15 protein-coding genes are annotated in these 19,321 nt (G+C 45.1%); 7 read left to right on the forward strand and 8 right to left on the reverse strand.

The features are described from left to right. The first annotated feature begins 91 nt into the window (after positions 1 to 91). The 6 genes from mutY (at position 92) to ABR189_RS16520 (ending at position 6,417) form a co-directional block, all read left to right on the forward strand. Positions 92 to 1,165 (forward strand): A/G-specific adenine glycosylase, encoded by a 1,074-nt coding sequence (gene mutY / locus ABR189_RS16495; RefSeq protein WP_354661552.1) that lies wholly within the window; start codon positions 92 to 94, stop codon positions 1,163 to 1,165. A gap of 395 nt (positions 1,166 to 1,560) precedes the next feature. Further along, positions 1,561 to 2,022 (forward strand): single-stranded DNA-binding protein, encoded by a 462-nt coding sequence (locus ABR189_RS16500; RefSeq protein WP_354661553.1) that lies wholly within the window; start codon positions 1,561 to 1,563, stop codon positions 2,020 to 2,022. Between the two features lie 136 nt (positions 2,023 to 2,158). Beyond that, positions 2,159 to 3,520, forward strand: a complete 1,362-nt coding sequence (gene gldE, locus ABR189_RS16505) for a gliding motility-associated protein GldE (RefSeq protein ID WP_354661554.1) — start codon at positions 2,159 to 2,161, stop codon at positions 3,518 to 3,520. 35 nt (positions 3,521 to 3,555) lie between these two features. Beyond that, entirely contained in the window at positions 3,556 to 4,149 is a 594-nt protein-coding gene (gldD, locus tag ABR189_RS16510) for a gliding motility lipoprotein GldD (protein ID WP_354661555.1), read from the forward strand. Positions 4,150 to 4,306: 157 nt separating this feature from the next. Further along, entirely contained in the window at positions 4,307 to 4,885 is a 579-nt protein-coding gene (locus tag ABR189_RS16515; RefSeq protein WP_354661556.1) for a DUF3109 family protein, read from the forward strand. Between the two features lie 158 nt (positions 4,886 to 5,043). After that, positions 5,044 to 6,417 carry a LutB/LldF family L-lactate oxidation iron-sulfur protein gene (locus tag ABR189_RS16520; RefSeq protein WP_354661557.1) on the forward strand — a complete coding sequence of 458 codons (1,374 nt, stop codon included), beginning with the start codon at positions 5,044 to 5,046 and terminating at the stop codon, positions 6,415 to 6,417. A gap of 12 nt (positions 6,418 to 6,429) precedes the next feature. Here ABR189_RS16520 and ABR189_RS16525 read toward each other — a convergent pair whose 3' ends face one another. The 6 genes from ABR189_RS16525 to carB form a co-directional block, all read right to left on the reverse strand. Next, a complete protein-coding gene (locus tag ABR189_RS16525; protein ID WP_354661558.1) occupies positions 6,430 to 7,107 on the reverse strand; it encodes an SGNH/GDSL hydrolase family protein in 678 nt (225 codons plus the stop codon). Between the two features lie 30 nt (positions 7,108 to 7,137). Beyond that, on the reverse strand, positions 7,138 to 8,676 hold the full coding sequence (locus ABR189_RS16530; protein ID WP_354661559.1) for a TonB family protein: 1,539 nt from the start codon (positions 8,674 to 8,676) through the stop codon (positions 7,138 to 7,140). Next, the gene (locus tag ABR189_RS16535; protein ID WP_354661560.1) at positions 8,666 to 9,247 is read right to left on the reverse strand and encodes an RNA polymerase sigma factor; all 582 of its coding nucleotides are present in this window, start codon (positions 9,245 to 9,247) and stop codon (positions 8,666 to 8,668) included. Before ABR189_RS16535 ends, ABR189_RS16530 begins: the two co-directional genes overlap by 11 nt. A gap of 359 nt (positions 9,248 to 9,606) precedes the next feature. After that, the gene (purH, locus tag ABR189_RS16540) at positions 9,607 to 11,121 is read right to left on the reverse strand and encodes a bifunctional phosphoribosylaminoimidazolecarboxamide formyltransferase/IMP cyclohydrolase (protein ID WP_354661561.1); all 1,515 of its coding nucleotides are present in this window, start codon (positions 11,119 to 11,121) and stop codon (positions 9,607 to 9,609) included. Between the two features lie 12 nt (positions 11,122 to 11,133). Next, positions 11,134 to 13,212 (reverse strand): ComEC/Rec2 family competence protein, encoded by a 2,079-nt coding sequence (locus ABR189_RS16545; protein ID WP_354661562.1) that lies wholly within the window; start codon positions 13,210 to 13,212, stop codon positions 11,134 to 11,136. 506 nt (positions 13,213 to 13,718) lie between these two features. Beyond that, complete coding sequence (gene carB / locus ABR189_RS16550) at positions 13,719 to 16,535, reverse strand: carbamoyl-phosphate synthase large subunit (RefSeq protein WP_354661563.1); 2,817 nt, start codon at positions 16,533 to 16,535, stop codon at positions 13,719 to 13,721. Positions 16,536 to 16,955: 420 nt separating this feature from the next. Between carB and ABR189_RS16555 the strand changes: the two genes are divergently transcribed. Then, positions 16,956 to 17,168 carry a hypothetical protein gene (locus tag ABR189_RS16555; protein WP_354661564.1) on the forward strand — a complete coding sequence of 71 codons (213 nt, stop codon included), beginning with the start codon at positions 16,956 to 16,958 and terminating at the stop codon, positions 17,166 to 17,168. A gap of 196 nt (positions 17,169 to 17,364) precedes the next feature. Here the strand turns inward: ABR189_RS16555 and ABR189_RS16560 are convergent, their stop codons facing one another. Further along, entirely contained in the window at positions 17,365 to 18,519 is a 1,155-nt protein-coding gene (locus tag ABR189_RS16560; protein WP_354661565.1) for an MFS transporter, read from the reverse strand. A gap of 30 nt (positions 18,520 to 18,549) precedes the next feature. After that, positions 18,550 to 19,296 carry a DeoR/GlpR family DNA-binding transcription regulator gene (locus tag ABR189_RS16565; protein WP_354661566.1) on the reverse strand — a complete coding sequence of 249 codons (747 nt, stop codon included), beginning with the start codon at positions 19,294 to 19,296 and terminating at the stop codon, positions 18,550 to 18,552. Positions 19,297 to 19,321: the final 25 nt, after the last annotated feature.

Genomic DNA, 19,321 nt, shown 5'->3' on the forward strand with positions numbered 1-19,321 from the left:
CCCAAATTGTAGCTATTTTCCGGGGCGCTTTTTCTCTTCAACGTGGTTTGGGCATATTAAAATACAATTTATTTATAATAATTTTGCATAAATGGCTGATAATGGGCATTATTTTTCGAAAAAATTACTGGAGTGGAACCAGGAACATAACTCCAGGACAATGCCTTGGAAAGGTGAAAGTGATCCGTATAAAATATGGTTGTCTGAAATAATTCTACAACAAACCCGCGTAGAACAAGGCTGGCCCTACTATGAACGCTTCATCGCTGCTTACCCTACCGTAAAAAAACTCGCGGCTGCACCGGATGAAGAAGTGTTCCGCCTGTGGCAGGGCCTCGGCTATTATGCCCGCTGCAAGAATATGCTGGCGGCTGCCAGGGAAATCAGTTCCACCTATAAAGGCCGCTTCCCCAACGATTATAACGCTATCAGATCATTAAAGGGTATTGGCCCCTATACTGCAGCTGCCATCGCTTCTTTTGCTTTTAATCTGCCTTATGCTGTACTGGACGGCAACGTATTCCGCGTACTGTCTCGCTTCTTCGGGATCGACACGCCAATAGACAGCACCACCGGTAAAAAACAATTTGATGAGCTGGCGCAAAAACTCTTGCCTCCGGAACAATCAGCCGTTTATAATCAAAGCATTATGGACTTTGGTGCGGTTGTTTGTAAACCACAACTACCTGCCTGCTCCTCCTGCCCGGTAGCTGCCAGGTGCACCGCACTGCATCAAAATCTGATCCCATTACTGCCGGTGAAATCTAAAAAACTGCAGATCAAAAAAAGGTATTTCTATTACATCGTGCTGGAATACAATCAACAATTATACATCCGCAAACGTACAGCCCAGGACATCTGGCAAAACCTGCATGAGTTTGTCCTGATTGAAACCACCGCGCCCGTAAATATGGCTGATCTTCAGGAAAGTAGCCCCTTTACCAGTATCCTCCCTCCTGACACCTATACCGTAACAGGGATATCACAATCATTCCGTCAGCAACTTACCCATCAAACCATTTACAGCCAGTTTATTACCATACATGTACAACAACCGGTTACCTTACCGGAACACTTTTCCGTACCCCGTGAGGCGTTAGATAACTACGCTTTTCCAAAAACCATTACCACTTTTCTTCAAAGTAAAAATTTAAGCTTATTTTAAATAACAGCTTTTAGCTATTAGCCTTTAGCTGTTAGCTTTAATACCCCACCGCAGGGACACCTAAAGGGAAGCCAGGATAATCACCCTACCTTGAAGCATGCTTGAAGCATAGTTAAAGCATGGATAGAGTATGAATAGAGCATAAAAGGCTATGAAATGGGTTTAACAAAAACATCCTGTGGGGCAAAATTACCACACAGGCAACAGATCATTAGCATATAACTATCATTGAACCATCCGCTGCATTGAGCTAAAAGCTAAAGGCTAAAAGCTAACAGCTAAAAGCTAAGAGCTAGAAATTTTTCCATATCGATTAGAAAAAAATATTAACTTTAAGAAGGTTGTTTTTTATCAAAAGAGGAACTTATTATCAATAGACTAAAAAACCTACAACTATGAGAGGTGTTAATAAAGTAATCCTGATTGGCAACTTAGGCAGAGATCCAGATGTACAGTTTCTGGAAGGTAACATCGCAGTAGCTAAATTTTCACTGGCTACCACCGAAACCTTTAAAGACAGGGCGGGTAAACTCATTTCACAAACAGAATGGCATACTGTAGTGCTATGGAGAGGACTGGCAGAACTGGCGCAAAAATACCTGCACAAAGGCAGCCTGGTGTACATTGAAGGACGCTTGCGTACCCGTAGCTGGGAAGACAAGGAAGGCAACAAGAAATTTGCTACAGAAGTTGTAGGCGACAACCTTGTCATGCTGGACAAACGCATGGACCTCAATAGTTCAGACCACTCTTTACCCCATCACAGCAGCTCAGGCAGCGGCCCCGGTGAAAGTTTTCCAAACCTGGAAATGCCCCCGCCTCCGCTTAACGAACCTGCAGATGATCTGCCCTTTTAAGTTGCATTACTAAAAATATTAACTTTTTTTAAATTGGTAATCCCGTAATGGGACATTACTTATATTTGCATGAGGGAAAGCGATTCTACCAAATGCAGAATTACTTTCCCCATATTTTTGATTAATTTCATCAAAGTTGAACATCTTGGATATCTTTTCGGTAAGTAACATATCCGTGGAGTCGTTTCTTTTACAAGCCACTGCAGACATCGCTACTCCTAATATGGTGGTCTTTTTGTTAGTGATTTTTGTATTGCTTTTACTGACATTCATCGTTTCAGGAGCAGAAGTGGCTTTTTTTTCCCTGAATTATAAAGACCTGAATGTGCTGAAAACGAGGCAAAATGCCTCCGGAAAGCTCATTACCAAACTGCTGGAAAAGCCCAAATCCCTGCTGGCTTCCCTCCAAATCGCCTTCATATTGCTGGCCATCGCCTTCATTATGATTACCAACTACCTGATTACCCAAATGGAAGCCCTGCAAACATTGCCTGTGGTTTCTTTTGTAGTCAGAATAGGGATCATTACCGTGATCCTCCTGTTTTTCGGACAAGTACTCCCCCGCGTATGGGCTGCACAGAATAATATCCGCTTTGCTACCTATTTCGCCTGGTTTGTCAGTATTATTCATGCGATCCTCGAACCTGTAAGCGACTTCTTCGTGTCGCTGAGCAGCAGCATCGAAAGCAAATTCTTTCACCGTAATAACGGCCCGGTAAACTACCAGGAAATTGATGAGGCTATCGAAATGAGCGTGGATCCTGCTGCTTCCCAGGAAGAAAAAAACATCCTCAAAGGCATTCTCAAATTTGGCAATATCACCGTAAAACAAATCATGCGGGGCCGCCTCGATGTAAACGGCATTGAATACGACAGCCCTTTTCCTGAAGTGGTGAAACGGGTGGCAGAATTGCACTACTCCCGCTTACCCGTGTTTAAAGGCGATCTGGACCATATTGTAGGGGTGATCCATACCAAAGACCTCCTCTCCCATCTGGATAAAGACGCTTCTTTCGACTGGCACGAAGTAATGCGCCAGCCCTTTTTTGTACACGGACACAAACTCATCGAAGACCTCCTGGCAGAATTCCAGGCCCGGCGTATGCACTTTGCAGTGGTAGTGGATGAGTTTGGTGGTACTTCCGGCATCGTAACCCTGGAAGATATCATGGAAGAAGTGATCGGCGATATCAAGGACGAATTTGATGAAGAAGAATTTAATTTCAGCAAAGTAGACAACTTCACCTACGTGTTTGAAGGAAAAACCCTGCTGAATGATGTATGCCGTATCATGAATATCACCCAGGATACTTTTGAACAGGTAAAAGGAGAAAGCGACTCCCTGGGCGGACTGATCCTCGAACTGGCAGGTAAGTTTCCGGAAGAAAACAGCGTTATTAACTATGCTAATTACGACTTCACCATCCTGGAAGTAAGCAAAATGCGAATCCAGAAGGTACAGGTGAGTATCCGGCCCGACGGTGAACCAGCTGAATAAGTGAGCCTGAATCTATATAAATGACTGATGTAAAGATGCGAAATATAAAAGGTGCAGCCCTGGTCCTGTTGTTATTTCTCCTGGCAGCCTGTGAAACTACTTTTACGCCTAAGCCAAGGGGATACTTCAAGATCCAGTTCCCGGAAAAGAAATACCGCGTCTTTGACCAGCCAGGCTACCCTTACACTTTTGAATACCCGGTATACGCCAATGTAATCAAAGACTCCCTGTTCTTTGGCGAAGCTCCCGAAAACCCCTATTGGATCAATGTTGATTTCCCCTCGCTCAATGGTAAGATCTATATGAGCTATAAAATCATCGGTGCACATAATAACGACTTCCAGAAGCTGATAAACGATGCTTTTAAAATGACTTTTAAGCACAGCAGCAAGGCAGAATATATAGATGAAAGAACCATTCACACGCCCAACCAGGTAAGTGGTACCTTTTACGAGGTAGGAGGTAATGCTGCCTCAGCCAAACAATTTTTTGCGACAGACTCTGTTAAACATTTTCTGCGGGGCGCCCTTTATTTCAATGCCTCCCCCAATGCCGACTCCCTGGCACCTGTACAGCAATTCCTGGAACAGGACATGTGGCACCTGGTAGAAACCCTTCGCTGGAGATAATCCCTGATCAAAGCCACCCATAACAAGCCGTTTACCGGCTCCCCTTCCGTGATATTGACCGGCAACGATGACCTATTGTGCATTCAGCAATTATATTACCTTTGCATTTATAACGGCAGGTAGTTAATTTACCATAGCCGATACCACCGGAATAGCTATGATCATCATTGACGACAAATATATAAGTGACGAAGTAATTGAGGAGCAATTTGTGTGCAATCTGTCGGCCTGCAAAGGTGCCTGCTGCGTAGCAGGCGACTGCGGCGCTCCCCTCGATAAAGCAGAGGTGAAAACGCTCAAAAAAGTGTACCCGCTGGTAAAACCCTACCTGCGGGAAGAAGGTATCCGGGAAATAGAAAAAACAGGTACCAACACCGTAGATGACGAGTATGGTTATGTGACCCCGATCGTCAATAATGGCATCTGCGCCTATGCCACCATTAATGAACTGGGCGTGGTAGGCTGTGGGATCGAGAAAGCATATAATGATGGGATCGTGGACTTCAAAAAGCCCATCTCCTGCCATCTGTATCCGATACGGGTAAAAAAATACGAAACTTTTGAAGCGGTAAATTATGACCGGTGGGATATTTGCAGCCCGGCCTGCAAAAACGGTAAACAGCTGCAGGTACCGGTATACCGCTTTTTAAAAGATGCCATTATCCGTAAGTATGGGGAAGAATTTTATACGGTACTGGATAAAATAGCCAAGAAAAATACCCCGAAAGAAGGGTAAATTATAAATACGTCATGTGAAATCATGTGAATTGGTACGGGTATTGCCATATAATGGTACATCAATAGCGTACCACTCATCATTTGTACTGCATATCAGCATTGTACATTGCGTATTTGTTCGCTATCTTTATAATCGATATTTATACTGCGCTGCATATGCAAGAAACGGCATCCATTTTTTTAGAGAAGAGTGAACAAAAAGCGGCCGATCTGGGCCATCGCCAAACGATAAATTTTAATATCGGTAAATATAACGCTGCTGTAAAAAATGGGAAAGAGCAGTTTGCCGACCTCCTCACCGCGCGCGAAAGAGCTAAAAATATTAAGTGGAGAGCCATAGAACATCTTGACAAGCACCTGGAAGAGTTTGAATCCAACTTCCAGAAACGCGGTGGAAAAGTGATTTGGGCCGAAACAGCAGAACAGGTACAACAGGAAATACTGGCCATCTGCCAGGCCAAACAATGCAAAAGCATCGTAAAAAGTAAATCCATGGCTACGGAAGAAGTGCACCTGAACAGCTTCCTGGCAAACAATGGTATTGAATGCGTAGAAACAGACCTGGGGGAATATATCCAGCAACTGGACGGAGAACCTCCCTATCATATCGTTACACCGGCCATGCATAAAAGCAAGGAAGATGTAGCCCGCCTCTTTGCCGAAAAACTCGGTACAGATCCATCGCTTACCCCTCAACAGCTGACACTGGTTGCCAGGGAAAAACTGCGGCAAAAATACCTGGAAGCTGAAATTGGCATCACCGGCGCCAACTTCATCATAGCAGATACCGGCTCTATCGCCGTATCGGAAAATGAAGGCAATGCCCGCTTAACCACTGCATTTCCCAAAACACATATTGTACTGGTAGGTATTGAAAAAGTACTACCCTCTATTAACGACCTGGCCCTGTTCTGGCCATTACTGGCGACCTATGGCACCGGCCAGAAGGTAACTTCGTATAATTCTGTTTTCAGTGGTCCGCGACAGGAGCATGAAGCAGATGGCCCGGAAGAAATGTATGTGATCCTGATGGACAACGGCCGTACCAACCTGCTCCAGGATGTGCAGGCAAGGGAAGCATTATACTGCATCCGCTGCGGCTCCTGCCTGAATGCCTGCCCTGTCTATAAAAACATTGGCGGTCATACTTATGGCAGCACCTATAGCGGCCCAATCGGGGCAGTAATCACCCCACACCTGAAAGGAATGGAATCCTATATGCATCTCAGTTATGCATCCTCTTTATGTGGCAACTGTACAGAGGTATGCCCGGTACGCATCAACCTGCATGAACTCCTCCTGCATAACCGGCACAAGGCTGTAGAAGAAAACCTCACCACCGGCGGCGAAAAGCTGGCCTGGTTTGGTTGGAAACAAGCCTGCCTGAGCCGCAGAATGATGAATCTTGCCAGTGGAAAAATGAAAAACTTTATGATGCGCAAATTCTTCACCAAAGCATGGGGAGAGCAACGGGAATTACCCGTTTTTGCCCCCAAATCCTTTAACCAGCTCTGGAAAGAAAGAAAATAAACCCCAATATTACTATAAAGCTGCTTTCAATTGTGCTTCCACCCTTTCCAGCATGATCTGGTGTGCTTGTCCATTAAGATGTATTCCATCTCCGCTATTATACGCTTCTTTTATTGTACCATCATCATTAGACATACCACTCCAGAAATCAATATAAGTAAGGGGATAATCTGCTTTAATAACATCCTTCATACGGATCAGCGCATTTTGCTTAGCCGTATCTGAATTGCGCGACTGTGTAGTAGTGATAAAGCATTTTATATCGTGCGCTTTGGCAATATCATTCAGTAAAGCAAGGTTATGACGATACTCTTCTATCGACACCCCGGCAATAATATCATTGGAAGGCATATTAATGATAATGATATCTGGTTTCAGGGATAAGGCTTTGGTAATATTGTGTTCTTTGTCAACCGCCGCTCTGCCAGCCACGGGGGTAGCCGTATCCGGTAAAATATGGTAGGTGGTATATCCTCCTACTGCCAGATTGGTCACTTCATTTTCACTATTCTGCTCCTGTACATATTTCCGGAAAAGGTTTACCCAGGCGCTGTCTTTTGATTTAGGGCCTGCACCTTCCGCTGTAGAAGAACCCAATACTACGATGTGGTGCTGTTTCGCCTGTTTTTGTACACACGCAAACTGCAGCGAAATAATAAATAACAGGAACAGGATACTTAATTTTTGCATAGTGTTACTACTTTATAATGATGGAATTGCTTATTTGGCGGGAGTAAAAGGCACTTTTATTCTAATGCGCACCGGCTCAAAGTCGGATGCAGGTATCCATGATGGTCCTGCTTTAATGACACGGATAGCTTCTTCATCAAATGCAGCTCCCATGCTTTTAATAATCTTAAAATCCTGGAGCGTACCATTGCCCATTACCTTAAAGGATACACGGACATTACCGGATAACTTCTTTTCACGCTCTGCGTCCGGATATACGGTATTATTTTTAAGATACTGCTGGTATGCTTTCCATCCATTATCGGGTTCCGGTCTGCGATAAGCCCGTGGTTCGCTGTTATTTTCGCTCCCGGCCAAAACACCTTTGCCTACCACTACAATGTCGTCCAGGCCCTTATTATTTTCAGCCAGTGCAATATTCAGGTTATTATCGTTAGGGGATATCCGTAATTGTTTACTGTCAAACCCGATATAGCTCACCGAAAGGTCTACCATCCTGCCGGTGTCTACCTGGAGCACAAATTCTCCCTGGCTATTTGTAACAGCGCCCTGTTGCGGCTTTCCGGGTACAGATACCACCACACCTGGCAAAGTACTGCCATTTGCCTGATCGGTTACCTTACCTCTCAGCATACGGACATTTGTTGCGGATGGGCTAGCCATCCCCCGGATCATGATCTTTCCCTTTGGCTGCTCATTGGTAACCACCACGCCGCTTGCTTTACCCTGCAATTGCTTAGTAATGTCTCCGCTCACCTTACTGGTATCCGGCATGGCCAGGCTAACACCCTCTTTTTCTGTGTGCAGCGCTTTTTCCTCTCCTTTGGCAATACGCAGCTGGTTTAAAGGAGGTGCTGGTTTGGCATACATGATCGTATTATCCGGTCCGGGCAGTTCTTTAGCGGCTGATGCTGACGGAGCACTGCTCGCAGCATTGTTGGCCGCAATTGCTTCTGTGCTGGCAATCTGAGGAGCGGGTGCCTGCCTTTTGGCAGCAGCTTTCTGCTGGTCTAATGCAGGTTGCGCAGGAGCTGTAGCTGGCAAGGCATTCCGGGTAGCGGGTGCAGCAGCAATAGCAGGTTCCGGCGTCTTATCCTGCAGCACACTTGCTGTTGCGGGCGCTTGATCTGCGGCTGCATCAGCAGGAGCATGACTGCTATCCATCGTATTAGCATATGGTGTAGCAGCTGCGGCACTGTCGGCATGTTGCTCTTCTACTCTTACAATAGGCCGTTCTTTAGGCAGCTGCTGATGCCAGATCCACCATGCGCCGGAGGTAACCAGCAGCAGGATGGCGGCCGCTGCTGCCCAGCGGGAATACATCGGCACTACCTTTCTTTGCCGGGATGCCGCCACTCTTGCAGCCAGGCGGGCCTGTAAGTCATCCAGGTGCACTTGCTGATCAGGCGGATGCTGATCAAAGCCTTCCAGCGCTTCTGCCAGAAAAGGATCATCCAACGCCTGGCGTTCCAGGGCGTGCATAGCCTTATCGTCCAGCTCCCCGGCAAGGTACTGGCGAATGAGTTCGGCACTCACTTCCGGCCTTTTATGTGATGACTTATCTGGCATGCTGTTGTTCTATACAAATTTTCAGGTTACGCTTACCATTCTGGATATAGCTTTTTACCTTATTCATCTCATACCCGGTGATCAGGCATACCTCCCGGTAGCTCTTCTCTTCCAGGTAAAAGAGATTTACACTCCTTTTCTGTTCTTCCGGCAGGGTTTCCAGACACTTTTCCATTACCTGCAGGTTGTTTTCCAGGCTAAATCCATTTTCATGATGCAGTATTTCCTCACTTTCCATAAGCGGGCGGTCTTCAATAGACACCTGCCTGCCCTCCTTGTTTTTCATCGCCCTTAGCTTCATCAGACAATGATTCCGTGCTAAAACATGCAACCAGCTTTTGAAGTTCTGCACTTCATATTGCTTTAATTTGACAATTAACTCCTCAAAAATCTGCATCACTGCATCTTTACTGGCTTCTTCATCAAAATACTTCAGACATACCCCATATACCAGCCCCATATACCGCTGATATAAGGCAGCCAGAAAGTCGAGCTTGCCGGAAGCTTTATACTCCCGGATCAACTCCGCATCATCTGTATCCTGCATTATATTTTGCTGTAAGAAGGCCATGTTTTTGAGCTGTTAGCTGTTGGCTATTAGCTTTTAGCTGATTGCGTTTTGAACTGTGAGCTAGCAGTTAGCTTTTAGCAGTTAGCTATTAGCTGATTGCGTTTTGAGCATTGAATTTTATATGAATATTTTAACTAGCCATGAACTATGCTAAACAAGCTATAAAATTTTCGGCAATGTAGGGTAAATAATTGAAAGATAACCACCCGGAATGAGCCATAGGCGGATAACAAGAGAAACAAAAGCAATTGCCACAAATAAGTAAGCACCGGCAAATACCGGTGCTCACAACATATTTTGATAAATGGGCTTAAAGCCAACTGCTCTCAACAAATGAACTTCAAGCTAACAGCTAAAAGCTAATGCCTAAAGTGCCTCATTCCTGTCATCACCATTACCAGACCGTTTTCTTTGCAATAAGTGATGGAATCATTATCGCGCAGGGAACCTCCTGGTTGTATCAATGCTTTGATACCAGCTTCATGGGCAATACGGGCACAATCATCAAACGGGAAAAACGCGTCTGAAGCCAGTACAGCATCTTTCAGGTCAAAATCAAATTGTTTGGCTTTTTCTATCGCATGACGCAGCGCATCAATGCGGGAAGTCTGGCCGCAACCTTTTCCTACCAGCTGACGGTCTTTCACCAGTGCAATGGCATTGGATTTCAAGTGCTTACATACCAGGTTAGCAAATTCCAGGTCTGCTTTTTCTCCGGCATCCGCAGGACGGGCGCCTACATCATTCCACTCCTTATAGTTACCATTGTCTGTATCCTGCAACAACACCCCATTCAGTACATTTTTAAACATATGTCCTGATTTTAAAGGTGCTTTTTGTTCCAGCAAGATCCGGTTTTTCTTTGCCTGCAGTACAGTCAGCGCATCTGCATCAAAACCCGGCGCAATCAGTATTTCGAAGAATATTTCGCTGATAGCAGCGGCCGTTACAGCGTCTACTACTGCATTACAGATCAGTACACCACCAAAAGCACTTTCCTTATCACCCGCCAATGCAGCATCCCAGGCTGCTTTCAGCGTAGGACGGGAAGCAATACCACATACATTGGTATGTTTGATCACCGCAAAAGTAGTTTCCTTAAACTCTGCGATCAACTGACAGGCAGCGTCTACATCCACCAGGTTGTTATAGGAAAGCTCTTTGCCATGCAGTTTATTAAATGTTTCAGACAGATCACCGTAGAAAACACCACGCTGATGCGGGTTTTCTCCATAACGCATTACCTGGCCTTCCGGTACAGATACCTGGAAACAAGCACCCGGCTCATTATTCAGGAAATACTGGGAAATCGCTACGTCATAATGTGCACATACTTCAAATGCCTTAGCTGCAAAACCCCGGCGGTCTTCCAAAGAAGTAGCCCCATTGTTTTCCACCAATACCTTCTCCAGATCAGCATACTGATCCTTAGAAGCAACAATCACTACATCTTTAAAATTCTTTCCTGCGGCACGGATCAGGGATACTCCTCCAATATCTATCTTCTCAATAATAGCCTGCTCTTCCTTAGTAGATTTCACCGTTTCCTCAAAAGGATACAGGTCTACAATGACCAGGTCTATTTCAGGAATTTCATACTCTTTCAGCTGCTGCAGGTCCTGTGCATTCTCACGACGGGCAAGGATACCTCCAAATACTTTGGGATGCAGTGTTTTTACACGGCCACCTAAAATAGAAGGATAAGCAGTAAGATCTTCTACAGCTACACATTTTACACCTTGTTCTTCAATAAATTGCTGCGTACCGCCGGTAGAATAGATGGTTACACCTTGCTCACCCAACTTTTTGACAATATTCTCCAGGTTATCTTTATAGAAAACGGAGATCAGTGCCGATTTAATTTGCTTTTGCATGAATGGAAAACATTAGAAATTAATAACATAGGCTCCCTGGTCTGGAACCGAAAAGCAGCGCAAAGTTAGCGCGTAACAATCATTTTTCCATTGTTGAATCTTCCGGTAGGAGTTAGATCCATCAAAAATAAGATGGTCAAATTCGAAAAATCGCTTCAACTGTTTGATATCCACGTCTGGATTATGTGACAGCAAAATATAATCTGTTCTGAATTTTTTCCTGGGCACTGTTACCGGCAACCGCGCATTAATGATCACCAGCTGCTTGCTGCCAAAACGAAAATACCTTCCCAGCTGTACCAGGTGAGGTATCTTGTCGGCACTCACCCTTAAACCTGATCGTACTGCCTGTATTTGCCGGGCAATAGATGTTTGCCACAACCCGGTATCTCCTGCAAACTGCACCTGATTACCAGCAATAAAATCAATCGCTGTATATGCAGGGACATGATAGATGATCACCTTTTGCTGTTGCTGGCTCCTGATAATGTTAGCCGCATGCAGCAACGAACATAACAGGCACATACCCAGCGCTGCATGCAGCCCCCTCCTCCATTTCAATAGCCACCAGGATCCCAGCGCTGCCAGTAACAGGTACATACAAATGGTTTGATATACATTGATATGCAGGTGAGTGATCAATCCATAAGGCAGCCCGTTGAGCCATTCTACCCATCCATTCATGCTGCTGATCAGGTATCTCACCCCTATACCCACATACATGGCTACTTCATGTATAGGGGCCAACAATAACAAAAGTATCTCTCCATAGATCACGATGCCCGACAAGGGGACTGCTACCATATTGGCTAAAAGAAAATAAACCGGAAACTGATGGAAGTAAAACAAACATACCGGCAGGGTTAATATTTGGGCAGCTAATGATAATGCGGCTATTTCCCATAATTTATCCAGCCATTTATACCTGATGTACCAGGCCTTATACAAGGGTTTATAAAACAACAGGATGCTCAATACAGCTAAATAAGATAAAATGAACCCGGTGTCCGCAATGAAATGGGGCCGGTAACATAATAACAGAAATGCAGAAGCTGCCAGTGTATTATAACTGTTGCTATGTCGCCCAAGCAAGAGCTTTCCTATTGCCATAGCCGAAAAGGTAACAACTGCGCGCAATACAGCTGCCGCTGCACCGGTAAGAAAAGCAAAACCCCAAAGCGCCATTAGCAATACCAGGGTTTTGGTAAAACGTGCAAACGCATTACCTGTCCACCATTGCAGCAACCATAACAGGGTAATGTAAATCAATCCTACATGCATCCCCGAAATAGCAATAATATGGACAATACCGGTATTAGTGTATGCCTGTACAATATCCTTATCCAGTGCCTGCCGGTCGCCTATTAGCAATGCCTGGGCCAGCCCGCTTTCCAGCCCCTCTCCCAGATATTGCCGCAGCGTATATAAACAATACTGCCGGCAGCGTAGTATCAATCTGGTAAACGGTTGGCCACCATCCGCCGGCAATATGTACCAATCACGCGGCTGCAGATAGGCCTGATGAAAGATCTGCTGGTAAGCACAATACTGCCGGTAGTCAAATACACCCGGATTGCCACTGTTGCCCACAGGTTGTAGCTTATTGACCACCAATAACTGTTGCCCGTATGTTAAAGCAGGTGCCGTACTATCTTTTGAGAAGTATAATAGTATCCTGCCCCGGGCAGATTGCCATTTGCCTGCTGTTAAAACACCTGTGACGGTTGCTGTAGTCTTCCAGGAGCGTGACCTTTCCTCCAAAGGGGCATCTATACTCAAGATCAGACGGGAAGTATCTACTAAAACTTTTCCAAAATAGCGCTTTTGATGACGGATATCTGACTGATATAACAATAACGCACCACTGCAACCAACTAACAGGTACAGACATATTCCCTGTACCCAGCCATACCTAAACCTCGCCGACAAAGGCATACAGCCGGCTATACACAAGCCCGTAAGAAGCAACACTACAACAAGCAACAGGGTGTTCAAGCGCCAGGAATACTGTAACTGTAACAGGATGCCACCAATAAGTGGCACAATCAAACGGAGAAACGGGGCGCGTTTTAAGCCGGGTACAACAAACATATATCCGTATTGAGTGAGATTGCTTAGCTGAATAAAGGGTTAAAACGGGATCCCATGAATGGGTAACAGCCGCAATCCCCTGGGTTAATTAACTCAATAACGAATTTAAACCCTGCCAGGCTGTTTTTTCTTAATTATAGGTTAACAACTTTTTCTACGGCAGAAAAATAGTTGGGAAAAATGATGGTATATTTATATATTTATATTAATTTTAATTATTAAAATATTGTTAGTTAGTTTTATTTAAATAATGAATTTCATCATCTGTTATTGATTAGTTAACATCTTCTTTAGATATGAGATTTATTGTAAAATGCATTACCGGTCACAATATTGTTTCATTTATTTGAATCAATACTTGTGTCTTTAATGGTTATTTTGAGGGAAAAGAAAGCGCCTGATTTTCATCAGGCGCTGATTTTTTTAGAACATACCATAAAAGAAAAAAGGCTGATGATCATCTTTTGCAAGATATTTCATCAGCCCTTTTAATATCTGAGATGAGTTTATTTACTCAGGTACATGCTCTTTTCCTTATACAATGTTCTGAAATAAGGATCGCGCAGGTCTTTGATAAAGCGTATAGCCTCACCGGTAGATTTCATTTCAGGCCCCAGCTCCTTATTCACGCCAGGGAACTTGTTGAAAGAAAACACAGGTTCTTTTATCGCAAACCCTTTCAGCTTTTTCTCAATTTTAAAGTCTTTCAGCTTATTGGCACCTATCATTATTTTGGTAGCAATATTCAGGTAAGGTACCTGGTATGCTTTTGCAATAAATGGTGTAGTACGGGAAGCGCGTGGGTTGGCTTCAATCACATATACCTGTCCGTTCTTGATCGCAAACTGGATATTGATCAGTCCGCGGATATTGAGTGCCCGTGCAATTTTTTCTGCATAGAACTCCATGGTAGTAACTTCCATCGGGCTCAGGTTAAACGCAGGCAATACCGCATTACTGTCTCCACTGTGAATACCGGCAGGTTCAATATGTTCCATTACTCCCATTACATGGAAATCGGTACCATCAAAGATGCCATCTATCTCTGCTTCCTGACAACGGTCCAGGAAGTGGTCAATCAGTATTTTATTACCTGGCAGGTGTTTCAGCAGGCTCAGCACTGATGATTCCAGTTCTTCTTCGTTGATCACGATCCGCATACGCTGTCCGCCCAATACATAAGAAGGACGCACCAATACAGGGTATCCAACTTCTTTAGCCACTTCAATCGCATCATCTGTATTATAGGCAGTACCATATTTAGGATAAGGAATACCCAGTTCTTTCAGCATATCAGAGAATCGGCCACGATCTTCCGCGATATCCATATTGTCGAAGGAAGTACCTATAATGCGGATACCCTTCTCTTCCAGGCGTTTGGCCAGCTTGAGCGCTGTTTGTCCACCCAGCTGTACAATTACCCCTTCCGGTTTTTCCAGTTCAATGATTTCCCACAGGTTTTCCCAGAACACCGGTTCAAAGTACAGCTTATCTGCCATGTCAAAATCGGTAGATACTGTTTCTGGGTTACAGTTCACCATGATGGCTTCATAACCGCATTCCTGTATAGCTTGCAGACCGTGCGTACAGCAGTAATCAAATTCGATCCCCTGGCCTATCCTGTTCGGACCGGAACCCAGTACGATGATCTTTTTCTTTTCAGTAACCTTGCTTTCGTTTTCAGTATCAAAAGCAGAATAGAAGTAAGGCGTAACAGCTTCAAACTCTGCGCTGCAGGTATCCACCATTTTGTAGGTACGTTTAATACCCAGTGTTTTACGTTTTTCGTATACTTCATCCTCTTCACAGTTGCCCAGGATCATGGAAAGCTGTGCATCCGAGAAGCCCATTTTCTTTGCTTCTGCCAGCATCTCTGTGGGTACCGTTGCCAGGTCATGCTCCAGCAATTGCTTTTCCAGGTTTACGATATCATTGATCTGGTGCAGGAACCAGCGGTCAATGAAAGTAAGCTGGTGAATATGTTTTACGGAAACGCCTTCCATCAGTGCATCCTTGATGCGGAAAATACGATCCCAGGTAGGTGTTTTTAATCTTTCCAGCAATTGATCGCTTTTCATCAGCGACTTGCCATAATACCCTAATCCCACTGCATCATTTTCCAGGCTCTGACAAGCCTTTTGCAGAGCTTCTGGGAAAGTACGGCCAATAGCCATTACCTCACCCACTGATTTCATCTGCAGGCCCAGGGTTTCATCCGCACCTTTAAATTTATCAAAGTTCCAGCGTGGCATTTTAACGATCACATAGTCCAATGCCGGCTCAAAACAGGCGGAAGTGGTTTGGGTGATCTGGTTTTCCAGCTCATCCAGGCTGTATCCGATTGCCAGCTTCGCTGCAATTTTTGCGATAGGATATCCGGTAGCTTTAGAAGCCAGTGCAGAGGAACGGCTTACGCGGGGATTGATTTCGATAGCGATCAGCTCTTCATTTTCGGGGTTGAGTGCAAACTGTACATTACAACCACCGGCAAAGTTGCCCAGATCACGCATCATCATAATGGCTTTGTTACGCATATCCTGAAAAGCAGTATCGCTCAGGGTCATGGCAGGTGCCACCGTGATGGAATCACCGGTATGTACTCCCATGGGGTCCAGGTTTTCTACGGTACAGATAATCACTACGTTATCGTTTTTATCGCGCAGCAACTCCAGTTCATACTCTTTCCATCCCAGTACAGCTTTTTCTACCAGTACTTCATGTATAGGGGATGCTTTCAGTCCTCTGTCCAATGCCTCGTCCAGCTCTTCTTTACTGTGCACAAATCCCCCACCGGTACCTCCCAGGGTAAAAGAAGGGCGGATTACCAATGGGAAGCCAATCTGCTGGGCAAACTCTTTTCCTTCCAGGAAGGAGTTGGCAGATCTGGCAGGTGCCACAGGTACCCCCAGTTCAATCATCCACTGACGGAATTGCTCCCGGTCTTCCGCTTTATCTATGGCTTTAATGTCTACCCCGATCAGGCGTACATTATTTTTCTCCCATATTCCCAGCTCGTCTACATCCTTGCACAGGTTGAGCGCTGTTTGTCCACCCATGGTTGGCAGAACGGCATCTATCTGGTTTTCTTCCAGAATCTGCTCAATACTTTCCACTGTAAGTGGTAACAGGTACACCTTATCGGCCATCATGGGGTCCGTCATAATGGTGGCCGGGTTGGAATTAATCAATATCACTTTTATTCCCTCTTCCCGCAGCGAACGCGCTGCCTGAGATCCGGAATAATCGAATTCGCAAGCCTGACCAATAATAATAGGACCAGAACCAATAATGAGCACAGATTTGATAGATGAGTCTTTTGGCATTTGTGTAATCTATTGAAAATGAAAAACCAAATTGATCCTATTGCCGTTGAAGGGGACAAAAAAATCGTGCAAAATTATGGAATTCAAAAGTTTTTGAGGAATTAATTTTCGTTTTAGGGTAAAATAAATTTAGTACCCCCCGGATTACAACAAAAATCCGGTGACAAAAACACATAAAATACTGTAGCTCACCGGCCACTACCCAGAAGAATTACCGTTCTTCAAAAACAGGTATAAACACGTACTGCAATTCCATACAGAATCCTTAACTTTATGCAGCAACTGACATTGTAAACAGCAACATAACCGAATTGTACCCCCGAAGAAGTAACAGACTGGTTTATTAGAAGGTTATTCAGCCCACCGGAAGTCAGATTCCTGGTTATTTCTTATCGTTTTTATGACCCTAAATAAAGGTTTATGCGTAAAATGGCATTACGAACACCCGAAGTACACCCAAAGAAAACAAACAATACATTCACGGCAAATGCATCCGCATCTATTGTTACCCGGCTAAGGAAAATCCGTATCAGGACTGCTGCGCCCAATACACCTCCGGGCAGAACAAACCTTCCTGCCGGAATGCCTGACTATGGCCCATGGACCATGAATCACGGGCCCTGGATTGATTAGCTGATGGTAATGCAGCTACTTATTATCGGATATCCCCTACAGGAAAGTCCGGAAATGAGGCCCAGCAAACATCTGCCTTTAAAATGCTGTAACCCGCTGTTCCTTCCAGGATAAATTACTCCCTGGATAGATGAGCGCTCCTTCAGGAAATCTTTTGCGTGCTTCCCGCGTTTAAGCAAGCAGGCACAGTCCCTAACTAGACTTTTAAACGGGAAGCCATTGCTGCAACAGCTACTCCCATTACCGCAATGAGGGAAAATGATACCGCCAGACTGGAGGCCTGTGCTACAAAACCTATCAATGGCGGTCCGCATAAGAATCCGAGATAACCAATAGTGGATACGGTGGCCAGTGCCATTCCGGGAGATAGTACTTTAGAACGTCCGGCTGCACTGTATATCAATGGCACTACGGCTGATATTCCCGCGCCTACGAGCAGGAAACCGATAATAGCAGTGGTGAAATAAGGAAATACTACCGCAATTAACAAGCCCACAGCAGTGAGCAAACCACTTACCTGCAGCATACGCTTTACTCCCATACGGGTGGTAAGCCAATCGGCTACAAAGCGTCCAAAGGCCATTGTACTCATAAAGGCAGCATACCCAGCCCCCTCTAACCCTTCTCCCACCTTTACAATCTTTTTGAAGTATACCCCGCTCCAGTCAAACATGGTTCCCTCGCAAATCATGGCACACATAGCTATAATTCCCAGGGTAAGAAGAAACCTGTCTGGCTTTGAAAACAGGGGCTGCTGCTCCTGCACATTTACATCCTGCGTTACAATATGGCGCATGGTTGCTCCTACAATTACCCAGGCTACCACTGTAATCAACAGGAAATGTTGGTACGGAGCCATTTTCAAGGCAGCCATGGCGGCACCCACAGCGGCACCCGTAAACCCGGCCACACTCCACAGCCCATGAAAAGAGGCCATAATTGAACGCCCATACATTGATTCCACCGCAACAGCCTGTGTATTCATGGATATATTGGTCAGATTACCTGTAAAGCCAAACAACACCAGGCACATAATCAATTGCCATGGCGTTTGCGCCAGCCCCAGTGTTGGCAATATGGCAGCATACAGAGAAGCGGCAATAATCACCACCTGCCGGCTCCCAAAACGGGCTACCAACACCCCCGCAACGGGCAGGGAGATGATAGAACCTAACGGCAATGCCAGCAGTACCCCACCCAATCCGGCCTCACTTAAATGCAGGGCCTGCTGAAGATCCGGAATGCGGGAAGCCCAGCTGGCAAAACACAATCCAGATAGAAAAAATAAAGCGCTCACGGCAATCCGCGCATGCCTTTTATTCAATACCCCTATCGATAAATCCGTTGTCATCTTGATTAAAAATAATGGAATGCTTGTGGCTTAAATAATGTTTATCCCCAGTTTGGCATAAGGCTGTAAGGATACATGCCCTGGGTTGTCAGTAATAATAGTATCGAGCAAGGTAATGTCACATACCTTAAAAGGCTCTGCAGTACCCATTTTATCATTGGTAGCCAGTGCAACCACCTTATTGGCAGCCTGAACCATGCAGCTTTTTACCTCTGCTTCTTCCAGATCCAGCCCGGTTACACCGGCAGTGGTGTGCAAACTGCATACGCCCAGAAAACATATGTCGGCTCTTACTTTCTGGAACATACGGATCGTATCCATCCCACCGGTTACCTGGGAATTCTTAAACACCCGGCCGCCGGTCAGGATGACTTCTATATTGGGATGGTCCAGCAGCTGCACCGCTATAGGCACACTGTTGGTAATAACTGTTAACCGCAGGTTGACCGGAAACAACTTTACCAGGGTATAGGTAGAAGTACCTCCGTCCAGTATGATGGTTTGGCCATCATGCAGCAACGTCAGCGCCTTCAATGCCATATTCCGCTTATCGTCTTCATGATATCCAATACGCTCTTTGAAAGAATAGGGGTTGGGGGAATGCGGAATAGCTCCTCCCCTCACTTTTATTAAAAAGCCACTTTGTGCCAGCTCTTCCAGATCCCGGCGTACGGTATCCTCAGATACCCGCAAATCTGTGCTCAGTTCCGCCTGTAGCACTTTTTGATCTGTTTGCAACTTCTTCAGAATATAATCCAGCCGCTCTTCTTTTAACATAACTATGCCATTTTTTGCAATATTA

Source organism: Chitinophaga sp. H8, assembly GCF_040567655.1.
Classification (GTDB): domain Bacteria; phylum Bacteroidota; class Bacteroidia; order Chitinophagales; family Chitinophagaceae; genus Chitinophaga; species Chitinophaga defluvii.